A 20,550-nucleotide genomic window follows, 5' to 3' on the forward strand; every position below is an offset into this window, starting at 1 on the left:
TCCTGTGCTCTGCCCTGCGGGCGCTACGAAGCTGGTGGTCAGGCGGCCCCTCCGCCGTCCGACCAGATCCCCCACCGACCCTCTGCCACCGGGGAAGTGCGGCAGAGATTCGGGAGGAGGTCTCACCGGGCGAGCTCGTGGGCCTACGTCTAGAAGGGACCGTTGGGGAAGACCTCCTCCGCGGTGTCGGCGTAGCCGGCCTCCTGCTCGGCCAGGTACGTCTCCCACGCAGTGAGGTCCCAGATCTCGACCCGGGTGCCGGTGCCGATGACGGCGACGTCGCGCTCGAGCCCCGCGTACTTGCGGAGCATCGGCGGGATCGAGATGCGGCCCTGCTTGTCGGGCAGCTCGTCACTGGCACCGGACAGGAAGACGCGCAGGTAGTCCCGGGCCTGGCGGCTGGTCACCGGGGCCTGGCGGAGCTGGTCGTGCATGCGTCGGAACTCGTCCATCGGGAGCAGGAACAGGCAGCGCTCCTGGCCACGGGTCATCACGAGGCCCGGAGCCAGCTGGCCGCGGAACTTGGCCGGAAGGATGAGCCGGCCCTTGTCGTCCAGGCGCGGCGTGTACGTCCCGAGGAAGGGCGCGAAGGAACCGAAGGCGCCGGACGACGACTCATACGACACCTCGCCTCCCTCCACTCCTCCGACGCGAGACTCCCTGCCTCACCACGTGCCTCCACGGTACTCCACTTCACTCCACCCGCTAGGGCAGAGACCCATGATTCACCCGATCGAACGGCTAAAACTGCAGGTCAGAGCGGGTGGTGCGGAGTGGAGGGGAATCTGGCGTCGATCGCACTCCGGGGCGTGTTGGAGGGTGCAGAATCGGGACTGACCAGGCGAATCACTCCCTCACGGGCCGGCGCGGCAGCCGCGAGCCCGCTCGGCCGGGCGGGTGGTGGAGCGAAGTGGGGGGCGATGGGCGATGAACTCGGCGCCCCGGCCGTTTAGGCTCGGTCCCAGTTCCGCCAAAGGAGGCGTCATGCTGCAGGCCGTCCCGTCGTCGAGCGAGCTCGAGGACGTCGTCGACACCACGCTCAAGATGCGTGCCGCCGTCGAGAGCGTGGTGACCGGTCGGCCCGAGCTGGTCCGGGTCACCGTCGCCGTGCTGCTCGCCGAGGGGCACCTGCTCCTCGAGGACGTCCCCGGGGTCGGCAAGACCACCCTGGCCAAGGCGCTCGCCAAGACCATCGACTGCACCGTCGGCCGGATCCAGTTCACCCCCGACCTCCTGCCGTCCGACCTGACCGGCGTGAACATCTACCGGTCGCAGACGCACGAGTTCGAGTTCCGGCCCGGCCCGGTGTTCGCGCACGTCGTCATCGGCGACGAGATCAACCGCGCCTCGCCCAAGACGCAGTCCGCACTGCTGGAGTGCATGCAGGAGGCGCAGGCGACCGTCGACGGCCGCACCTACCCGCTCCCCCGGCCGTTCCTGGTCGTCGCGACGCAGAACCCCGTGGAGATGGAGGGCACCTATCCGCTGCCCGAGGCTCAGCGCGACCGGTTCATGGCCCGCCTGACGGTCGGTTACCCGAGCATCGAGTCCGAGCTCGACATGCTCGACCTGCAGGAGACCTCCGACCCGCTGGACACGCTGCGGCCCGTCACGGACGCCGCGCAGGTCAAGGCCCTCATCGAGACCACCCGACGGCTCTTCGCGGCCCCCAGCATCAAGCGCTACGTGGTCGACCTGGTCACCGCGACCCGCGAGGACCAGGGCCTGCGCCTCGGCGCGTCCCCCCGCGCGGCGATCCAGCTGCTGCGGGCCGCCAAGGCGCTCGCCGCGATGGACGGCCGCGACCACGTGCTCCCCGACGACGTGCAGCAGCTCGGCGTGCCCGTCCTCGCGCACCGCCTGCTGCCCAGCACCGAGTCGCGCCTGTCCGGCCGCAGCACGTCGGACATCGTCACCGACATCCTCGACCGGATCCCGCTGCCGTCTGCGGCCGGCACCGCGCGCTCGCGCCGCGCGATCGGCTGATGCGCCTCCGGCCCACCCCGCGCGGCTGGGCGATCGGCGTCGCCGGTCTCCTCGCGCTGCAGCTCGGCGTGGTCCTGGGCGCCGTCGACCTGGTCCGGATCGGCACGCTCGCGCTCCTGCTCGTCGCCGGGGCGGCGGTGGGCGTCGGCCTGCTCGACCCGGGCCGCGGCAAGCACCGCCTCAGCGTGCAGCGTCGGGCCACCCCGAACCCCGTGCACGCGGGCGACGAGGCGCAGATCGAGGTCACCATCGCTGCGACCGACCCCGCCGCGCGCGTCCGGCTGGCCGGCCTGAAGTTCGCCGAGCAGGCCGCCACGGAGCTGTCCGGCGGCCGCCCGCTGCGGGCGCGCGTCACCCGCGCCCCCCGTCGGGTCACCGTCACGTACGCGGTGCAGGCCGCCCGGCGCGGGCGCTGGCCGCTCGGTCCGCTCGTCGTGACCCGCAGCGACCCGTTCGGCGTGGTCCGCACCTCCGCGACCCTGGGCGAGCAGGCCGAGGTCTCGGTGTGGCCCGCCGTCGTCCCGCTCCCGACTCCCTCCGACGTGCTCGTGGGCGAGCCCGACCGCGTCGCCCTGGGCGCCCGCACGCCGTCGACCGACGACGCCTCCTTGCGCGACTACCGCGAGGGTGACGACCTGCGCCGCGTGCACTGGAGCAGCAGCGCTCGCAAGGGTGCGCTCATGGTCCGCTCCGACGAGCGCGCCGGCATGCGCCCCGTCTCCGTCCTGCTGGACCTGCCGGCGCGGACCGCCAGCCTCGAGTGGTCCATCTCGCTGGCCGCCTCGATGTCGCTGGCCATGCTCGACGGCGGGCACCCGGTGCGCCTCGTGAGCGGCCTGCGGGAGGACGCGTCCGTCTACCCGCTCGCGTTCGTGCACAACCGCACCGGACCGGGCGCCCGCAACGCCGTGCTCGACCGCACGATCGACCTCGAGGCGCCGCGCACGGCGGCGATCGGCGAGGCCGAGCTGGTCGCCGCGGCCCACCTGCTGCAGACCACCGACGCCGGCGGCGAGATCGTCCTCGCCGTGCTCGGTCCCCTCGGCGCCTCCTCGCGGGCCGCCCTCGCGCACGTGGCCGACAACGCGCAGGCCTGGGCCGTCGTCCGTGCGGAGACGCTGGCGCACGAGGCCGAGGCCGAGCACACGATCAAGGCCCTGCGCCGAGCCGGCTGGCGGGCCTGCCGGGTGACGCCGGGCGAGCCGATCGTCGACTGCTGGCTGCGACTCCTGGGGTCGGCCCAGTGACCGGCCGCCCGCAGCGCATCCCGCGCGGCCCCCGCTCGGCGCTGGGCTCCGCGCTGGTCGCCGCCGCGACCTGCGCCAGCCTCTTCGCGCTGACGGGCCTGATGGTGCGCGGGTCCTGGCTCGTCGCGGCCTGGGTGATCGTGCTCCTCGTCGCCGCGGTCGTCATCGGTGTGCGCGCGGTGACCCGGTCGTGGTGGGCACCCACGCTCGCGGGCACCGTCGTCGCGCTCGGCATCATCCTGGTCCGCTACGGCGCGCCCCCCGGCCGCCTCCAGGTCCTCCCGGACGCCGGGTCGCTCGACCGGACCCTCGCCACCGCCCGCGAGGGCGTCGCGGTGATCAACGCCTCCCTGGTGCCGATGGCGGGCGTCCGCCCCGCCGAGCTCCTGGTCGTCGTGGGCGCCGTCGCCGTCTTCCTGCTCGCCGACCTGGTCGCGATCGGCCTCGGCGTGCCGGCGCTCGCCGGCGTCTTCTTCGCGACGCTGTGGATCCCCGCGATCGTCCTCGGCTTCCCCGCGAGCGGGTGGGCGATCGCGTGGACCGCGTTCCTGTACCTGCTCCTGCTCGCGCTGAGCGCCGCTCCGGCGTCCGCCCACAGCGACCGCGGGCGGCGGATCTCCGTCGCGATCCTGTGCTCGCTCTCGCTCATCGTCGCCACGCTGCTCGCCGGGCCTGCCGTCGCGGCGTTCCCCGGCTGGGCCTCGATGAGCATGCCCAGCTTCGGCAGCGGTCCCGTCGGACCCATGTCGCTGAGCGACAAGCTCGACCTGCGTGAGAGCCTCGGCTCCCGCTCGGGGCAGGTGGTCCTGCGGTACTCGGTCACCCCGCCCGTCGCCGACCCGCCGGCCGACGGCGCCACCCCCGCGCCGGCCCCCACCTCCGCGGTCACGGCCTCGGACGTCGGGCCGTTGCGCGCCTTCACGCTCACCACGTTCGACGGCCGGACCTGGGACCGCGCCGAGTCCGTCGACCTGGTCACCTGGGACCCGGCCACCCTCCTGTCGTCGGACCCGAGCATCCGGGGCACGACGCCCGATGCCGAGCGCGGCAGGCTCGCGGACGTGCAGGTCGAGGTCGCCGCCCTGCGCGAGCGCCGGCTGCCGGTCAGCACCTTCCCCCGCACCGTCGAGGTCCCCGGGACGTGGCAGTACGACACCGCGCGCGACGAGGTCGTGGGCGGCCGCAGCACCTTCGACGGCATGACGTACGCCATGACCGTGGAGGTCCCGTCCCTCACGGCGGACGACCTCGCGGACGCGGAGGTGGGCGACCCGGACGACGACGGCGCCACGCTCGCCGTCCCGGAGACCGACCACACGGAGGACATCACCGCTCTCGCGCAGGAGATCACGGCCGACGCCACGACCCCGTACGAACAGGCCATGGCCCTGCAGACGTACTTCCGCGCGACGACGAACTTCACCTACGACGTCCGCGTGGCCCCGTCGCGGTCCGACGACGCCGTCTGGGACTTCCTGCAGTCGAAGCGCGGCTACTGCGTGCAGTTCTCCACCTCGATGGCGATGATGGCCCGCTCGCTGGGCATCCCCGCCCGCGTGGGGGTCGGCTTCCTGCCCGGCGAGTCCGACCGCAACGGCTCCTTCGTCGTCACCGGTCACGAGTCGCACGCCTGGCCCGAGCTGTTCTTCGAGGGCTACGGCTGGGTGCGGTTCGAGCCGACGCCCGCCGTCCAGACCGGCGCCCCGCCCCGGTGGAGCGACCCGTTCGCCGGCATCTCGGCGCCGGCCAGCCAGCCCGACAACCTCGTGCCCAGCTCACGTCCGGGCGTGACCGCCACAACCGCCCCGGGCGACCAGTCGTCCACCACCTCCACCGACGACACCGGTCGCGCCCTGCTGCCCGTCGCGATCACGGTCGCGATCGTCCTGGCACTCGCCTCGTTCGGCCTGGCCGTCGTCCGGCGCCGCACCCGGTTCCGCGCCGACCTGACGCCCGAGCGTGCCTGGCTGCGCGCGCGCAAGCGGCTCTCTGCCCGCGGGATCACGTGGACGGACTCGGACACGCCCCGGACCGTCGTGGTCTCGGTGCAGGAGCAGCTGCGTCAGGCGGCCGGATCGGAGCTGGCGGGTCAGCCCGCGGCGGCACTCGAGGCGCTGGCGCGCACCGTCGAGCGCGAGCGCTACGCGCCGCAGCAGCCCGACGTGGACCCGGCCGTGCTGGCCGGGTGGGTGGACGAGATGATGAGCGGCGTCGAGACGCTGCTCAGCGACCGCTCTCGCCGCGGCGCCGTTCCCACCGCTCCTCGAGACGGCTCATGAAGCTGCTGCGCTGACGAGCCGGCGGCGTTGCCGGCTTGACCTGGCCGTCGCTCTGCACGACGCCCTGCGGCCCCGAGCGACGGCCCGACCCGCGACGGGGGTCCGCGAACGCGAACGCCACCGCGGCGAACATCACGACGAAGCCGACGACGCCCAGCCAGGCCCGGCTGTTCGCCGCACCGAGCACGAGCAGCAGCAGACCGACGGACGCACCAGCTCCCGCGATGACGTATCGGCCGAACGGGCGGTGCCCGCGCTGGGTCAGCGTGTTCGCGAGCCGAGGATCGTCAGAAGTCAGCTGCCGTTCCATCTGCTCGAGCACGCGCTGCTCGTACTCCGAGAGAGGCATCCTGACCCCCGTTGTCAGCTATGTGGACCTGTCTTCCGGTTCAGGATAGATCCGCCGGAACGAAGGTGGTAGTCGACCGTGAGGATACTCCTCCCGGCTGTGGGGGCCCGGCCTGGATCGAGGTCCGGCCGAAGCGCTCGCGCACCACGTCCATGACCCGCTCGGCGTCCCTGCGCGAGGGCGACGGCTCGTCCGACGCCTCCTCGAGCGTCGGCTGCCGGACGGTCGACGCCGCAGGTGACAGCCCCTCCGCCCGGACCCCGACGAGGCGCACCGGAAGCCCCCCGAGATCCGCGCCGGCGAGCAGCTCGCGCGCCGCCAGGAACAGCTCGCGGCCCACGTCCGTCGGCGTCAGCAGGGTGCGCGAACGGGTGAGCGTGCGGAAGTCCGACGTCCGCACCTTGACCGTGATCGTGCGGGTGACCAGCCCGTTCCTGCGCAACCGGACCGCGCACCGGTCCGCCAGCTCCCGGACCTTCTCCTGCACGACCGCGAGGTCCGCGACGTCCACCGGGAACGTCTCCTCCGCGCTGAGCGACCTCTCCTCCCGACCGGGCCGCACCGGCCGCGGATCACGCCCCCACGCCAGGTCGAACAGGTGCGCGCCCGCCACCTTGCCGACCGCGTGCTGCACGGTGGACACGTCGCTGTCCGCCAGCTCGGCCACGGTCCGGATCCCCCACCGCCCCAGCGCCGCCTCCGTCTTTTCACCCACCCCCCAGAGCGCACCGACGGGCAGGACGCGCAGGAAGTCGACCGTGGCGGCCCGCGGGACCAGCAGGACGCCGTCCGGCTTGGCGTGCCCGGAGGCCAGCTTGGCCACGAACTTGGTGGACGCGATGCCGACCGAGCACGTGATCCCGAACTGCTCCCGGACCCGGCGGCGGATCAGCTGCGCGATGACGGTCGGCGGCCCGAGCCGCCGCCGAGCCCCGGCGACGTCGAGGAACGCCTCGTCGACGCTCACCTGCTCGACCAGCGCGGTGATGTCGCCGAGCACCTGCATGACCCCCGTGGAGACCTCGTGGTACGCGTGGTGGTCGGGCGGCACGACGACGGCGTGCGGGCACTGCCGCAGCGCGACCGACATCGGCATCGCCGAGTGCACCCCGAACGCGCGGGCCTCGTAGGTCGCCGCGAGCACGACGCCGCGCGTGGCGCCGCCGACGATGACGGGAAGCCCGCGGAGCTGCGGGCGCCGCGCGAGCTCCACGGAGGCGAAGAACGCATCCATGTCGACGTGCAGGATCGAGCAGCCGAGCTCCTCGCGACCCCAGTCCCGCTTCGCCTCGGACGACCGGGGCCCGCGGCTCATGCCGAGGCCCCGCCGCCGGTGCTCACGACGCCCGCAGGCTCAGCGACCGCCCGGCCACCGCGTCCGCGCCACCGTGCACCAGCCGGCGTGCCGCGTCGACGAAGTCCTCGGCGGCGCACACCGCCTCCTCGCCGCGCTGCGGACCGACCAGCTCGAACCGTCCGGCGTCGACCGCGGACCGCAGCGGGGCAGCCTCGGCGAAGTAGGTGGACCAGGAGCCCAGCTCCGGCGCGACCATGCCGAGCATCGCCCACACCGTGCGCGGCGCGCCGCGGCCCGAGGGCGTCCCGCGGAAGGCCACGACCGCGGCGCCGGCGCGCAGCGCGGCGAGGTGCGCGTGCGAGAGCTGCTCCCAGGGCTCGGGCGAGAACTGCGCGGCGAGCAGCTCGGCGTCCGCGCGCCCGAGGAGCTCGAGCACGCGCGCCGGGACCGGCGCCTCCGTGATCGTGCCGCCCGTGCCGTGCTGCGCCAGCCGCTGGTCCATGCCGCCGTCCCCTTCCACGTGCTCGCCGATCCGTCTCCTCAGTATCGAACACCTGTTCGATGCCGTCAAGCCCTGGCCCAGGCCCGTAGCGTGGGCGCCATGGCTGCCCGCGACCGCTCCGCCCGACGCAGCCCAGGTTCGCACCAGGCACCCACACGCACGGGCGTGCGCGCGCTGTGGCCGACGGGGCCCCTGCCCATCGCCACGGGCACCGTCGAGCTGGTCCGCGACCTCGACGACCCGGACGGCGTGACGGTGCTGGTCAACGGCGTGCCGAGCTCCTACCTGGACCTGGCCGACCCGACGCGGCTGGTGTTCGAGTACATGCAGCAGATGGCCGCGGTGATCGACCGGGTCGGCGACGCGGGCGGGCCGCTCGACCTGGTCCACCTGGGCGCCGCGGGCTGTGCCCTCGCCCGGGCGGTCGACGCGGAGCGACCCGGCTCGCGCCAGCTCGCGATCGAGCTGGACACGTCGCTGCCGGAGCTGGTCCGCGGGTGGTTCGACCTGCCGCGCTCCCCCGCGCTGCGGATCCGCGCGGGCGACGCGCGCGCGGAGCTGGAGAAGCTCGCCGACTCGTCGGCGGACGTCGTCGTGCGGGACGTCTTCGCCGGTGACACCACGCCGGACCACGTGCGCACGCGCGAGATGGTGGCGCACGTGGCCCGGGTCCTGCGTCCGGGCGGGGCCTACCTCGTCAACTGCGCCGACCGACCCCCGCTCGCCGGGGCGCGGGCCGAGGTGGCGACCCTGCGCGAGGCGTTCGCCGACGTCGCGGTCGTCGCCGAGCCCGGCCTCTTGCGCGGCCGCGGGTACGGCAACGTCGTCCTCGCCGCGACCGACGACCCGGAGCTCCTCGGGTCGGCCACGCTCGCGCGGGCCGTCCGCAGCCTCCCCGCGCCCGCACGGCTGCTGCACGGCGACGACGTCGCGGTCTTCGTCGGCAGGGCGTCCGCGCTGACCGACCCCGTGGCATGACGAAGGGCCGCACCCGAGCGGGTGCGGCCCTCTGGAGTCAGATCAGAGCGGGCGGACGCTCTCGGCCTGCGGGCCCTTGGCGCCCTGCGTGATCTCGAACTCGACGCGCTGGCCCTCGTCCAGGCTGCGGTAGCCCGAGGAGTCGATCGCGGAGTAGTGGACGAAGACGTCGGCGCCGCCGCCGTCCTGGGCGATGAACCCGTAGCCCTTCTCAGCGTTGAACCACTTGACAGCACCCTGTGCCATGTTCGTTTCCTTCTGTCCATCCGGTGACAGCGCCGGCCTTCTGCCCGCACCGTGCCGCAATGCCTCACGTCCTGCACCGGGTGGCCCAGCCGCGAGCGGCTGGTCGGAACCGACCCCCGGGCCTGGGCCCGGGTGACGACGCCGGTCAAGCGAGTACGTCACTGCAATGCAACGTGTGCATCCTTACATCGGGCCCGCAGGTGGCGCCACGGTTTCGCCCTTCCGGCGCACACGCTTTGACAACGATCTGGTAAAGGCGACGGGCTTCAGATCGCCGGACCGTCGTCGCCCTGCTGCGCCAGGAAGCGCTCGAACTCGGCGCCCAGCTCGTCGGCCGTCGGCAGGTCCGTGGAGCCGGCGAGCAGGCTCGTCCGGCCGATGTTGCGCGTGAACGAGTCGTACTGCTCCTCGAGCGCGTGCACCACGGCGGCGACGTCGTCGGACCCCGAGACCTGCCGCTCGATCTCGGACATGGCCTCCTGCGCGGCGGCGGTCAGGGCCCCGACCTGCAGGTCGAGCCCCGTCGCGCGCTCGACGTTGGTCAGCGCGGCCTGGCTGGCCTGCGGGAACGCCGACTGCGACAGGTAGTGCGGCACGTGCACCGCGAAGCCCACCGCGTCGTGGCCCGACTGCCCGAGGCGCAGCTCCAGCAGCGCGCTCGCGCTCGCCGGCACCTGCACGGTGCCGAACCACGAGGTGTGGTCGGCGACGAGCTCGGGCCGCGTGGCGTGCGCCGTGACCGACAGCGGCCGCGTGTGCGGGATGCCCATCGGGATCCCGTGCAGCCCCACCGTCAGCGGGACGTCGAACCGCTCGACGATCTGCCGCACCGCGGCGACGTAGCGCTCCCACTGGACGTCGGGCTCGACGCCGTGCAGGAGCAGGAACGGCACGCCGGTCGCGTCCTGCACCAGGTCGACCACGAGCTCGGGCTCGGCGTAGGAGGCCCAGGTGGTCTGGTCGAAGGTCATGACCGGCCGTCGCGACCGGTAGTCCAGCAGCTGGTCGACGTCGAAGGTGGCCAGGCGCGTCGTCGGCAGCTCGTCGACCAGGTGCTCGGCGGCCAGCTGACCGGCGTTGCCCGCGTCCACGAAGCCGCGCACGGCGTGCACGAGCACGGGACCGGCGCCGTTCACGGTCCGCGCCTCGACCTGGGCGGCGACCTCGGGGTCGACGTCGTAGATCTCGCTCGGGTTCAGCATGGGGTTGTGCTCACTTCCGTCCGGGTTACCGGGGACAACGCCGACCCCGCGCGAGTTCTTCCCGGCCCGGCGGCCGAGCGGCTCAGCGACCCGGCAGCCGGACGACCTCGACGAAGAACTCGTCGATCTGCCGGACGACCTCGATGAACCGGTCGAAGTCCACGGGCTTGGTGACGTAGGCGTTGGCGTGCAGCGAGTAGCTGCGCACCACGTCCTCCTCGGCCTCCGACGTGGTCAGGACGACGACCGGGATGGAGCGCAGGTCGGCGTCGGCCTTGAGAGCCTGCAGGACCTCGCGGCCGTCCATCTTGGGCAGGTTGAGGTCGAGCAGGATCAGGTCGGGCGTGGGGGCCTCGGCGTGCTCGCCCTCCTTGCGGAGGAACTCCAGCGCGCTGACACCGTCCGAGACCACGGAGAGACGGTTGCGGAGCTTGTTGTCCTCGAACGCCTCGCGGGTCATCAGGACGTCACCCGGGTCGTCCTCGACCAGGAGGACGTCGATGATCTTGGTGCTCGTGGGCACAGGGGCTCTCCGTTTCAGGCTCGGTCGTCGGCAGCGGGGAGGGTCCAGCGGATGCTGGTGCCCTCGCCGTCGGGCTGCTCGATCCAGATGCGACCGCCGTGAAACTCGACGATCTTCTTGCACAACGAGAGCCCGATGCCGGTGCCCTCGTAGACGTCCTTGGCGTGCAGCCGCTGGAAGATGACGAACACCCGTTCCGCGTACTGCTCGTCGATCCCGATGCCGTTGTCTCGACACTCGAGCTCCCAGGAGTCTGCCACGCGGCGCGCGCTCAGATGAACGGTCGGCGCGCGCTCCGGGTCGCGGAACTTCACGGCGTTCCCGACGAGGTTCTGGAAGAGCTGGACCAGCAGCGGCTCCTCGCCGCGGACCACCGGGAGCTCGCCGTGCGTGACCACCGCGCCGGACTCCTCGATGGACTCGCTCAGGTTGTCGACCGCGGCCGCGAGCGCTGCGCCGAGGTCGACGTCGGTGACCTCTCCCCCGACCCGCCCGACGCGCGAGAAGCCCAGGAGGTCCTGGATGAGCCGCTGCATGCGCTTGGCACCGTCGACGGCGAAGGCGATGTACTGGTCGGCGCGCTCGTCCATCTGCCCGCCGTAGCGCTTCTGCAGCAGCTGCGTGAAGCTCGCGATCTTGCGCAGCGGCTCCTGCAGGTCGTGCGACGCGACGTAGGCGAACTGCTCGAGGTCCCGGTTCGAGCGACGCAGTTCCTCGGCCTGCTCGGTGAGCTGCTCGTGGGCCAGCTCGATCTCGGCCCGCGAGGCCTCCAGCACGGTCAGCTGGTCGACGAGCGCCACGCGCATCGTCTCGATGTCGCCCGCGAGCGCCGCGATCTCCCCCGGCCCGACGGTCTCGACGGGGTGCAACAGGTCGCCCGAGGAGACGGCCCGCGCGTCGGTGGCCAGCGAGTCGAGGGGTTCGAGGATCCAGCGCCGCAGGGTGACCCACAGGGCGATGCCCAGCGCGACGGCCGCCAGCACCAGCAGCCCGACGGTCGCTCCCGCGATCGTGGTCCACACGTGCAGCTCGTCGAGGGCGTCGGCGCGGCGCTCGCGCAGCAGGTCGGTGTAGGCCTCGGCGGCCCCGCGCGCCTGGTCGAAGAGCACCCGACCCTGCTCGATCTCGTCGGACGTCACCGCGCCCTTGCCGCCCGCGCGGACCTCGGCCATCACCGGGACGGCGAACTCCTCGTTCCACGTCCTGGCGGCGTCCGCCGCGGCCTGGGCGGCGGCCGCGACCTCCTCGTCGTCGCCCTCGGCGGCCTGCGCGGCCAGGCTGCGGAACGACAGGTCGTCGGCGATGGCGCGGTCGTAGGGCTCGAGCGTGATCGGGTCGCCCGTGAGCGCGAACCCGCGGACCGAGGTCTCGGCGTCGATGAGCTGGATGTAGGCGCCGTCGGCCAGCGTGATGGCGTCGAAGTAGGTCTGCGTGACCGCCTCCTGCCGGTCGACCAGCCGGACCAGCACGAAGGCGGCGCCGAGGACGACGACGGCCAGCGCGGCGCCGGCCGCGATGATGACCGTGCGCAGGCGTCGGCGCAGGGTCGAGGAACGCCGCGCGGGCGTCGTGCCACCGCTCACGCGGACCATCCGAGGACCACCACGGCGGCGTCGTCGACGAGGTCGCCGCCGTGCAGCGCGCGGACGTCGTGCAGCACGCGGTCGACCAGCTCGTCCTGCGGCGCCGAGCCGACGACGCCGTCGACGATCCGCAGCAGGCCGGTCTTGCCGACGCGGTCGGCGCTGCCCTGGATGGTGGCCTCCAGGACCCCGTCCGTGTACAGCAGGATGCGCCACGACGCGGAGAGCTCGAGGCGCACCGGCTCCCAGCCCCCGCTGACCGGGATCCCGAGCGCGCGGCCCCGGCCGTGCGTGGGCAGCAGCGTCGACGGCGTCCCGAGCAGCAGCGGCACGGGGTGGCCGGCCAGGTAGAGGTCGACGGACCCGCGGTCCGCCGCGACGTCGAGCATGGAGACCGTGGTGAAGATCTCCGGCCTGGCACGCTCGGACATCAGGACCCGCTCGAGCAGCCCGAGGATCTGGACCGTCGGCACCTCCGCGAGGACAAGCGTCCGCCAGGCCGTGCGCAGGGTGGCACCGAGCGCGGCCTCGTCGGGACCGTGGCCGCAGACATCGCCGACGAGTGCGAGGACCGAGCCGTCCGAGCGCTCGACCACGTCGTAGAAGTCGCCGCCGAGCACGCCGTCGCGCCCGGCCCGGTAGCCGACCCGCACCTCGAGGTGCTGGTCCACGACCGACGGCGTCGGCAGCAGTGCGCGCTCGAGCCGGTTGACCTCCTCGGCCCGGACCAGGCTGCGGTACAGGGCACGGTCGGTGTCCTCGAGCCGGCGGCGCTGGATCGCGTACCGGATCGAGCGCCCGAGCAGCTCCCCGTCCACCTCGCCCTTGACCAGGTAGTCCTGCGCCCCGGCGGCCACGGCGGCCACTCCGACGTCGGTACCGGACAGCCCGGTGAGCACGACGACGGCCGGTGCCCCCGCGCCGAGCAGGCGCTCGAGGGCGGCGATCCCGATCGCGTCGGGAAGGCCCAGGTCGAGCAGGACCAGGTCCACGTCGAGCCGGTCGATCGCCTCGTCCAGCGTCCGCACCCACGTCAGGTCGACGCGAAGGCCTGCGTCGTCGAGGTGCTCGCGGACGAGGATCGCGTCGCCCTCGTCGTCCTCGACCAGCAGCAGCCGGATGGGCGCGCCGACCGTCTCGGTGCCGCGGGGCGCCGCGGTGCGTGCCTCGCTCAACGGGCCTCCTTCCGGCCGCTCGCCCGCCACTGCTCGACAGGACACCCGAAGCGTAGGGTGCGCGCCCGGCCTCTGCGCGCCATCTCACCCGCTCCCGGCCGGACCCACCCGGACGGGCGTGTGCAGCGAGGCCCCCGACAACGGATAATGGACGGCCGCTCCGCGCGCCGCGCCGTTCCTCGGCCGGCGCAGGAGCGTCGCAACGCACGGCCGGGTCGCCCCGGCGGAACGGAGATCGCCCAGGTGGCAGGCATGGACAACGAGCTGACCGGTGAGCAGCGGGTGGTCGACCAGCTGTACGGGCGGCTCGACGACCTGCGCGCGCAGATGCGGGCACGGCTGGCAGACGTCCGGCGGGAGGGCCCGTCGGGCTCCCCGCAGAACCGCAGCGAGCGCGACGCGTTCGCAACCCTCTACGAGGACCGGATCGCGCAGCTCGAGGCGGTCGAGGAGCGCCTCGTGTTCGGCCGGCTGGACCTCGACGACGACACGCGCCGCTACATCGGCCGGCTCGGGCTGACCGACGAGGAGCAGTCCCAGCTGCTCACGGACTGGCGCGCACCGGCGGCCCAGGCGTTCTACCGGGCGACGGCGGCGCACCCCGACGGCGTCGTGCGACGTCGGCACGTGGTGACCCGCGGGCGCACGGTCACCAGCGTCGAGGACGAGGTGCTCGACCTCGACCTGCTTACCGACGACTCGGGCGAGCGCCTGAGCGGCCTGTCCGGCGAGGGCGCGCTGCTGGCCGGGCTCGCCGCCGGGCGCACGGGCCGGATGGGCGACATCGTCGCCACCATCCAGGGCGAGCAGGACGCGATCATCCGCTCCGAGCTCGGCGGAGCCCTCGTGGTGCAGGGCGGCCCCGGCACCGGCAAGACCGCCGTGGCGCTGCACCGCGCCGCCTACCTCCTCTACGCGCACCGCCGCCTGCTCGAGCGCTCCGGGGTCCTGCTCGTCGGACCCAGCCGGACGTTCCTGCGCTACATCGACCAGGTCCTGCCGTCGCTCGGCGAGACCGGCGTCGTCACGACCACCGTGGCGGAGCTGTACCCCGGCCTCCAGGCGACCGCGACCGAGGACGAGGCCGTCGCGGAGCTCAAGGGGCGCGCGCTGTGGGGCGGCGTCGTCGCCCGGGCCGTGCGCGACCGCGAGCGGATCCCGACGCAGCCGGTCCAGGTCCGCGTCGACGGGCACGACCTGGTGATCCGGCCCGCCGACATCGCGTCCGCGATGGCCCGCGCGCGGCGCAACCACAAGCCGCACAACCAGGCGCGCGTCTCGTTCGTGCGCGACATGCTGGCCCGGCTCGCCGAGCAGTACGTGGTCCAGCTGGGCGGGGACGTGCCGGCCGACGAGCGCGGCGAGATCATCGAGGAGCTGCGGACCACCCGCGAGATCCGGGTGGCCCTCAACCTGGCCTGGATGCCGATCACGCCGCAGAAGCTCGTCGCGGACCTGTGGTCCAAGCCGCACCGGCTCGAGTCCGCCGCGCCGCAGCTCACGCCGCGGGAGCGCGCGATGCTCGTGCGGGACGCGGACGCGCCCTGGACCCCGGCCGACGTGCCGATCCTCGACGAGGCCGCCGAGCTGCTGGGCGAGGACGACCAGGCCGCGCGCGCGGAGGCTCGGGCCGCGTCCGAGCGGCGCGCCTCCGAGCTCGCCTACGCCCGGCAGGTGCTGGAGTCGACGGGCAGCGGCGGGATGGTGTCGGCCGAGATGCTGGCGGACCGGTTCGCGGTCACGGGCCCGACCCTGACCACCGCCGAGCGCGCCGCGGCCGACCGGTCGTGGACCTACGGCCACGTCGTCGTCGACGAGGCGCAGGAGCTCTCGGCCATGGCGTGGCGCTCGCTCCTGCGGCGGGTGCCGACGAGGTCGCTGACGATCGTCGGCGACGTCGCGCAGACCACGGCGACCGCCGGCGCGCACAGCTGGGCCGCCCAGCTCGACCCCGTGCTGCGCACGTCCTGGCGGCTCAACGAGCTCACCGTGAACTACCGGACGCCCGCCGAGGTGGCGGACACCGCCCGTCGGGTCGCCGTCGCGGCCGGGCTGCCCGTGAGCCCGCTCACGTCCGCCCGCGACGTGGACGACTCCCTGGTGGTCGAGGAGCGGTCCGACTTCGTCGCCGCCGTCGTCGAGCGCACCGAGAAGCTCGTCGCGGACGTCACGGACTCCTCCGGAGCCGGGCGCATCGCGGTCGTCGCGGTCGACGCGCGGCTCGAGGCGATCGCCGACGCCCTGCGGGCGGCCGGTCAGCGGCCCGCGCTCGGGACCGGGTCGAGCGCCGCCGACCTCGACGCGCCGCTCGTCGTCCTCAGCCCGCGCGAGGCCAAGGGACTCGAGTTCGACGTGGTCGTGCTGGTCGAGCCCGCCGAGGTCCTCGAGGCGAGCGCCGGCGACCTGTACGTCGCCATGACCCGGCCGACCCGTGCGCTGCACGTGTTCCACGACCGCCCGCTCCCCCGCGGGTGGGCACCGGAGCGCTGAGCCGGCCGTCTCACGCGTGTCCGAGGGCCGGACCGGTGTGGGCCGTGGCCGCTGTGAGGCGCACCATAGGGGCGTGCTGAAGGCCCTGCTCCTCGAGAACCTCCACCCCCAGGCTCGCTCGATCCTCGAGACGGCCGGCTTCGACGTGACGACCCGCACCGGGGCGCTCGACGAGACCGAGCTCATCGAGGCCCTCGACGGCGTGCACCTGCTGGGCATCCGGTCCAAGACCCACGTCACCGCGGAGGTGCTGGCGCAGGCTCCCTCCCTGGTGGCCATCGGCGCCTACTGCATCGGCACCAACCAGATCGACCTCGCCGAGGCCGCAGCGCGCGGCGTCGCCTCGTTCAACGCGCCGTTCTCCAACACCCGCTCGGTGGTGGAGATCGCGATCGCGGACATCATCTCGCTGACCCGCCGCCAGACCGAGCTCGACCGTGCCATGCACGACGGCATCTGGAACAAGTCGGCCACCGGCGCGCACGAGATCCGCGGCCGGACCCTCGGCATCATCGGCTACGGCAACATCGGCACGCAGCTGTCCGTCCTGGCCGAGAACCTCGGCATGTCGGTCGTCTTCTACGACACGGCGGAGAAGCTCTCGCTGGGCAACGCCCGCCGGATGGACACGCTCGACGAGCTGCTCGAGACGGCCGACATCGTCACGCTGCACGTCGACGGCCGCAGCGGGAACGCGGGCCTGTTCGGGGCCAAGCAGTTCGCGCGCATGCGCCCCGGCGCGGTGTTCCTCAACCTGTCGCGCGGGTTCGTCGTCGACTACGCCTCGCTGCGCGACGCGATCGTGTCCGGGCACGTGGCCGGCGCGGCCGTCGACGTGTTCCCCGTGGAGCCCAAGCGCAAGGGCGACCCCTTCGAGTCGGAGCTGCGCGGGCTGCCCAACGTCATCCTCACGCCGCACACCGGCGGGTCCACCGAGGAGGCGCAGGAGGCCATCGGGCAGTTCGTGTCGAACAAGGTCCGCGACTACCTGGCCACGGGCTCGACCACCCTGAGCGTCAACCTGCCCAACCTCGCGCTCGAGCAGCAGCCCGGCGTGCACCGCCTCGCCTACCTGCACCGCAACGTGCCCGGCGTGCTCGCCGCGGTCAACGCCACGCTGGCCGAGCACGGCGTCAACATCGAGGGCCAGCTGCTCGCCACCCGCGGCGACATCGGCTACGTGGTCACCGACGCCGGTGCGCCCGTCGACTCCGCGGTGCTCGAGGCGCTGTCCTCGCGGCCCGAGTCCGTGCGGCTACGCCTGCTGTCCTGACGACACCCTGACGCGGGACGGGCCCGACCACCGCGGTGGTCGGGCCCGTTCGTGTCTGGGGGCGGAAGGTCAGGCGGAGCCGGACTTGCGCTGGAACCGACGCTGCGAGGGGCCGGCGGTCTCGGAGCCGTGCACCTGTCCGGTGTTGGCCGAGCCGTCCGCGGTCCTGTGCTGGTTCGACTTCTTGCGCTCGAGCGCCTCGCGGAACTTCGCCTTCGTGTCCTCGCTCACCGCCGCCTCCGTGGTCGCCGTCTGTTCGTCCTTCGTCATGGCGTCTCCTGTCGATGCGGTGCTGTCTGCCGACGGACGTGTGCGACCGCGACCCGCCCAGCCTTACCGACTCGGGCCCGCGGCGCCACCTCTTCTCACCGCGGGTAGCGTCGGGGCGTGCCCGATGTCGCGAATGTCCCGCACCGCCGGGCCGGCGGCCTGTCCTGGCCGGTCGTCTCGCTGGGGCTCTGGCAGAACTTCGGCGCGTCGACGCCGTTCGAGGACCAGCGCCGGCTCGTCCTGCACGCCGTCGGCCGCGGGGTCGTGCACCTCGACCTGGCCAACAACTACGGGCCGCCGCCGTTCGCCGCCGAGGAGTCGATCGGCCGGCTCCTGGCCCGTGACCTGCGCGGACGCCGTGACGAGCTGCTGATCACCACCAAGGCCGGCTACCGCGCGTGGCCCGGGCCGTACGGCGAGCACGGCTCCGCAAAATACCTGCGCGCGTCGCTCGACGAGTCGCTGCGCAGGCTCGGCCTGAACAGCGTGGACGTGTTCTACAGCCACCGGTTCGACCCGTCGACGCCGCTCGAGGAGACGCTGGGCGCCCTCGACCGGGCCGTCCGGTCGGGCAAGGCCCGGTACGCGGGGATCTCGTCGTACTCGGCCGAGCGCACCGCCGAGGCCCTCGCGGTCGCCCGCTCGCTCGGCCTGCGGCTGTCCGTGCACCAGCCCGCCTACTCGATCCTCAACCGCTGGATCGAGCAGCCCGGACCGGATGGTCGCTCCCTGCTCGACGTCGCCGCCGACGCGGGCCTGGCCGTCGTCGCGTTCTCCCCGCTGGCGCAAGGGATGCTCAGCGAGCGGTACCTGCACGGGGTGCCCGCCGACTCGCGGGCGGCGCGCGGCGGGCCGCTGCGGACCGAGTGGCTGACGGACGACGTGCTGGACCACGTGCGGGCCCTCGACCAGATCGCCCGAGCCGGCGGCCGGACGCTCCCGCAGCTCGCCCTGGCCTGGGTCCTGCGCGACCCCCGGGTCACGTCCGTGCTGGTCGGCGCCCGCACCACCGACCAGCTGGACGAGAACCTCGCCGCCGTCGACCTCCCGCCGCTGACCGACGACGAGGTCGCCGCGATCGAGCCGCACGCCGTCGACGCCGGGATCAACATGTGGGGCGTGCGCTCGAGCGACCGCTGACGCGCGGCTCAGCCGACCGGCAGGTGCTTCTCCCACCAGCGCAGCACGTGCTCGAACCGCACCCGGCGGTGCTTCGGGTTGCCGGACCGCGTCAGCTCGTGGCCCTCGCCCGGGAAGAGCAGCAGCTCCGCCTCGACGCCACGCCGCTTGAGCTCGACGAACCAGCGCTGACCCTGCTCGACCGGGCAGCGCCAGTCCTGCTCCGAGTGGATGACGAGCGTGGGCGTCCTGACCGCACCGACGTGTGCCATCGGTGACTGCGCGGCGACCGCCGCGGCGCCGTGCTCGTCCGCGGCGTCGCCGAGGTACGCGGTGCCGAAGAACCAGCCGATGTCGCTGGAGCCGACGAAGCTCACCGGGTCGAGGAAGCCGCGCTCGACGATCGCCGCGACGAACCGGTCGGTGCGCGTGGTCAGCCACGCCGTGAGGTAGCCGCCGTACGAGCCGCCCATGACCCCCACGCGCTCGCCGTCCAGCGCGGGGTCCTCGAGCGCCGCACCCAGCAGGGCGAGGACGTCCTCGGTGTCCGACGTGCCGAAGCCGCCCTGGATGGCCAGGCCGTGCGCGCGCCCGTAGCCCGACGAGCCGCGCGGGTTGCCGAACACCACCGCGTAGCCGGCCTCGGCGAGCACCTGGACCTCGTCGAACAGCCCGTGCGTGTACTGCGCGAACGGGCCTCCGTGGATCATGAGGATCGTCGGGTGCGGCCCCGCGCCGAACCGTTCGACGTCGGGCGTGACCACCCAGCCGTGCACCTCGTAGCCGTCGGGCGCGGTCGCCAGCAGCTCCCGCGGAGGCCGGACCCGCCCGGTCGCGCGCAACGGCGCCGAGAGGTCGGTGCGGACGTCGACGGCTCCCGTGCCGAGGTCGACGACCAGCACCTCGCCGGACGAGGTCGGGGTCGCCGCCGTCGCCACGACGCGCCCGCCGGCCACCGCCGCGCCGGAGACGACGGAGGTGCCGCCGACGAGCGTGGACAGCGCGCCGTCGGTCTCGACCCGGGCCAGGTGCTGGGCGCCGCGGCGCTCCACGACGACCACCGGGTCCCCGTCGACCTCCGCCAGCACGCCGCCGAGCTGCACGTCCTCCAGGTCCGTGAGGCGCTCCGGAGTGCCGCCGCCGCCGAGCGGGAGCCGGAACAGGCCGACCTGTGCGGCGACGAAGTCGCGGCCGGTCGGTCCGAGGTCGCTCGCCAGCAGCCACAGGGTGCCCCCGTCGGCCGACGGCAGGACCGCGTCCACGCCGAGCGTGCTGCCCGCGTCGCCGTCCGTGAGCGGGACCGGCGCCGCGAGCTCCCCGCCCGGCGAGGCGTCGACGAGGACGGCGTCGCTGCGCAGGTCGTCCTCCCGGGCCGCGTGCCGGGAGGACACGGCCACGAGGGCCTCTCCCGACGGCAGCCAGCGCGCGCCGGACACGCCGATCTCGCCGGCGGTCAGGGCCACGGGCTCGGGCAGGCTGGTCGGACGCTCCCCGTCGAGCGGGACGTCGACGACGAACACGTGCTGCGGCCGGTCGCGCAGGAAGCCGACCCCGTCCGCGCGGTACTTCAGCGCGGTGATGTGCCGCGGGTCCTCCGACCCGGGCTTGCCGTCCGCCTCGTACCGGCCCGGCTCGGGGACGCGGGCGACGTAGGACACCCGGGTGCCGTCCGGCGAGAACCGCGGCTCGGCGGCGCCCAGCGGCGCGTCGGTCAGCTGCAAGGGCTCGCCCCCGGTCGACTCGACGACGAACACCTGCGGCTTGCCCTCGGGCTCTGCGCGGAGGAACGCCACCCACCGACCGTCGGGCGACACGTCGGGTGCGGTGTCCCGGTGCCCGCGGGTCAGCGGTCGTGGCGGCTCGTCACCGACGAGGTCGACGGACCAGAGGTGGCCCGTGTACTCGTCGGTGCTCAGGTCCGGTCGGACGACCGAGACGATCGCGCGGCTGCCGTCCGGGAGGACGGCGGGCGCGCCGGGGACGTGGAGGAGCTCGAGATCGGTAGGAAGCACCGGACGAACCTACGTCGTC

General features: G+C 73.7%; 18 protein-coding genes. 7 read left to right on the forward strand and 11 right to left on the reverse strand.

Annotated features, from left to right (window positions below; genetic code table 11):
• Positions 1-149: 149 nt before the first annotated feature.
• The gene (gene mraZ, locus AC1DT4_RS10040; protein WP_477089644.1) at positions 150-626 is read right to left on the reverse strand and encodes a division/cell wall cluster transcriptional repressor MraZ; all 477 of its coding nucleotides are present in this window, start codon (positions 624-626) and stop codon (positions 150-152) included.
• A 358-nt stretch (positions 627-984) separates the two neighbouring features.
• Here mraZ and AC1DT4_RS10045 point away from each other — a divergent pair, with 358 nt between their 5' ends.
• Genes AC1DT4_RS10045 through AC1DT4_RS10055 form a run of 3 tightly spaced genes read left to right on the forward strand, consistent with a single transcriptional unit; the run spans position 985 to position 5,512 of the window.
• Positions 985-1,986, forward strand: a complete 1,002-nt coding sequence (locus AC1DT4_RS10045; protein ID WP_477089645.1) for an AAA family ATPase — start codon at positions 985-987, stop codon at positions 1,984-1,986.
• Entirely contained in the window at positions 1,986-3,233 is a 1,248-nt protein-coding gene (locus AC1DT4_RS10050) for a DUF58 domain-containing protein (protein WP_477089646.1), read from the forward strand. Before AC1DT4_RS10045 ends, AC1DT4_RS10050 begins: the two co-directional genes overlap by 1 nt.
• Positions 3,230-5,512, forward strand: coding sequence for a transglutaminase TgpA family protein (locus AC1DT4_RS10055; protein ID WP_477089647.1), 2,283 nt, complete (start codon positions 3,230-3,232; stop codon positions 5,510-5,512). Before AC1DT4_RS10050 ends, AC1DT4_RS10055 begins: the two co-directional genes overlap by 4 nt.
• Here the strand turns inward: AC1DT4_RS10055 and AC1DT4_RS10060 are convergent.
• From AC1DT4_RS10060 to AC1DT4_RS10070, 3 genes are read right to left on the reverse strand one after another with little or no spacing between them, the layout of a single operon-like run.
• Positions 5,457-5,861: a DUF3040 domain-containing protein gene (locus AC1DT4_RS10060; RefSeq protein ID WP_477089648.1), complete on the reverse strand. Its 405-nt coding sequence runs from the start codon at positions 5,859-5,861 to the stop codon at positions 5,457-5,459. The two genes, AC1DT4_RS10055 and AC1DT4_RS10060, sit on opposite strands and share 56 nt — an antisense overlap.
• Positions 5,862-5,901: 40 nt before the next feature.
• Entirely contained in the window at positions 5,902-7,176 is a 1,275-nt protein-coding gene (locus AC1DT4_RS10065) for a DNA polymerase IV (RefSeq protein WP_477089649.1), read from the reverse strand.
• 22 nt (positions 7,177-7,198) lie between these two features.
• Complete coding sequence (locus AC1DT4_RS10070) at positions 7,199-7,660, reverse strand: SAV_6107 family HEPN domain-containing protein (protein ID WP_477089650.1); 462 nt, start codon at positions 7,658-7,660, stop codon at positions 7,199-7,201.
• 99 nt (positions 7,661-7,759) lie between these two features.
• Between AC1DT4_RS10070 and AC1DT4_RS10075 the strand changes: the two genes are divergently transcribed.
• Positions 7,760-8,638 (forward strand): spermidine synthase, encoded by an 879-nt coding sequence (locus tag AC1DT4_RS10075; RefSeq protein ID WP_477089651.1) that lies wholly within the window; start codon positions 7,760-7,762, stop codon positions 8,636-8,638.
• Positions 8,639-8,680: 42 nt separating this feature from the next.
• Here AC1DT4_RS10075 and AC1DT4_RS10080 read toward each other — a convergent pair whose 3' ends face one another.
• The 5 genes from AC1DT4_RS10080 to AC1DT4_RS10100 form a co-directional block, all read right to left on the reverse strand.
• Entirely contained in the window at positions 8,681-8,884 is a 204-nt protein-coding gene (locus AC1DT4_RS10080) for a cold-shock protein (protein ID WP_028049841.1), read from the reverse strand.
• A 266-nt stretch (positions 8,885-9,150) separates the two neighbouring features.
• Positions 9,151-10,086 carry a proteasome assembly chaperone family protein gene (locus AC1DT4_RS10085; protein WP_477089652.1) on the reverse strand — a complete coding sequence of 312 codons (936 nt, stop codon included), beginning with the start codon at positions 10,084-10,086 and terminating at the stop codon, positions 9,151-9,153.
• An 82-nt stretch (positions 10,087-10,168) separates the two neighbouring features.
• A complete protein-coding gene (locus tag AC1DT4_RS10090) occupies positions 10,169-10,546 on the reverse strand; it encodes a response regulator (protein WP_477089720.1) in 378 nt (125 codons plus the stop codon).
• Between the two features lie 77 nt (positions 10,547-10,623).
• On the reverse strand, positions 10,624-12,201 hold the full coding sequence (locus AC1DT4_RS10095) for a sensor histidine kinase (RefSeq protein WP_477089653.1): 1,578 nt from the start codon (positions 12,199-12,201) through the stop codon (positions 10,624-10,626).
• Positions 12,189-13,367 carry a PP2C family protein-serine/threonine phosphatase gene (locus AC1DT4_RS10100; RefSeq protein ID WP_477089654.1) on the reverse strand — a complete coding sequence of 393 codons (1,179 nt, stop codon included), beginning with the start codon at positions 13,365-13,367 and terminating at the stop codon, positions 12,189-12,191. The genes AC1DT4_RS10095 and AC1DT4_RS10100 overlap by 13 nt, the downstream gene beginning before the upstream one ends.
• Before the next feature lie 252 nt (positions 13,368-13,619).
• Between AC1DT4_RS10100 and AC1DT4_RS10105 the strand changes: the two genes are divergently transcribed.
• Together AC1DT4_RS10105 and serA are read left to right on the forward strand one after the other, a co-directional pair.
• Complete coding sequence (locus tag AC1DT4_RS10105; RefSeq protein WP_477089655.1) at positions 13,620-15,857, forward strand: HelD family protein; 2,238 nt, start codon at positions 13,620-13,622, stop codon at positions 15,855-15,857.
• Between the two features lie 73 nt (positions 15,858-15,930).
• The gene (gene serA / locus AC1DT4_RS10110; RefSeq protein WP_477089656.1) at positions 15,931-17,130 is read left to right on the forward strand and encodes a phosphoglycerate dehydrogenase; all 1,200 of its coding nucleotides are present in this window, start codon (positions 15,931-15,933) and stop codon (positions 17,128-17,130) included.
• A gap of 69 nt (positions 17,131-17,199) precedes the next feature.
• Here the strand turns inward: serA and AC1DT4_RS10115 are convergent, their stop codons facing one another.
• The gene (locus AC1DT4_RS10115; RefSeq protein WP_477089657.1) at positions 17,200-17,400 is read right to left on the reverse strand and encodes a DUF5302 domain-containing protein; all 201 of its coding nucleotides are present in this window, start codon (positions 17,398-17,400) and stop codon (positions 17,200-17,202) included.
• A 117-nt stretch (positions 17,401-17,517) separates the two neighbouring features.
• Here AC1DT4_RS10115 and AC1DT4_RS10120 point away from each other — a divergent pair, with 117 nt between their 5' ends.
• Positions 17,518-18,540: an aldo/keto reductase gene (locus AC1DT4_RS10120; protein WP_477089658.1), complete on the forward strand. Its 1,023-nt coding sequence runs from the start codon at positions 17,518-17,520 to the stop codon at positions 18,538-18,540.
• A gap of 8 nt (positions 18,541-18,548) precedes the next feature.
• Here the strand turns inward: AC1DT4_RS10120 and AC1DT4_RS10125 are convergent, their stop codons facing one another.
• Positions 18,549-20,531: a S9 family peptidase gene (locus AC1DT4_RS10125; protein WP_477089659.1), complete on the reverse strand. Its 1,983-nt coding sequence runs from the start codon at positions 20,529-20,531 to the stop codon at positions 18,549-18,551.
• Positions 20,532-20,550: the final 19 nt, after the last annotated feature.

The organism is Cellulomonas sp. P4_D11 (assembly GCF_056401915.1).

Bases quoted from the DNA above. Each gene is read 5' to 3' on its own strand.
- AC1DT4_RS10095 (WP_477089653.1), bottom strand. From the start codon at position 12,201: ATGGTCCGCGTGAGCGGTGGCACGACGCCCGCGCGGCGTTCCTCGACC.
- AC1DT4_RS10060 (WP_477089648.1), bottom strand. From the start codon at position 5,861: ATGCCTCTCTCGGAGTACGAGCAGCGCGTGCTCGAGCAGATGGAACGG.
- AC1DT4_RS10080 (WP_028049841.1), bottom strand. From the start codon at position 8,884: ATGGCACAGGGTGCTGTCAAGTGGTTCAACGCTGAGAAGGGCTACGGG.
- AC1DT4_RS10115 (WP_477089657.1), bottom strand. From the start codon at position 17,400: ATGACGAAGGACGAACAGACGGCGACCACGGAGGCGGCGGTGAGCGAG.
- AC1DT4_RS10075 (WP_477089651.1), top strand. From the start codon at position 7,760: ATGGCTGCCCGCGACCGCTCCGCCCGACGCAGCCCAGGTTCGCACCAG.
- AC1DT4_RS10045 (WP_477089645.1), top strand. From the start codon at position 985: ATGCTGCAGGCCGTCCCGTCGTCGAGCGAGCTCGAGGACGTCGTCGAC.
- AC1DT4_RS10050 (WP_477089646.1), top strand. From the start codon at position 1,986: ATGCGCCTCCGGCCCACCCCGCGCGGCTGGGCGATCGGCGTCGCCGGT.
- AC1DT4_RS10090 (WP_477089720.1), bottom strand. From the start codon at position 10,546: ATGACCCGCGAGGCGTTCGAGGACAACAAGCTCCGCAACCGTCTCTCC.
- AC1DT4_RS10085 (WP_477089652.1), bottom strand. From the start codon at position 10,086: ATGCTGAACCCGAGCGAGATCTACGACGTCGACCCCGAGGTCGCCGCC.
- AC1DT4_RS10105 (WP_477089655.1), top strand. From the start codon at position 13,620: ATGGACAACGAGCTGACCGGTGAGCAGCGGGTGGTCGACCAGCTGTAC.
- AC1DT4_RS10065 (WP_477089649.1), bottom strand. From the start codon at position 7,176: ATGAGCCGCGGGCCCCGGTCGTCCGAGGCGAAGCGGGACTGGGGTCGC.
- AC1DT4_RS10070 (WP_477089650.1), bottom strand. From the start codon at position 7,660: ATGGACCAGCGGCTGGCGCAGCACGGCACGGGCGGCACGATCACGGAG.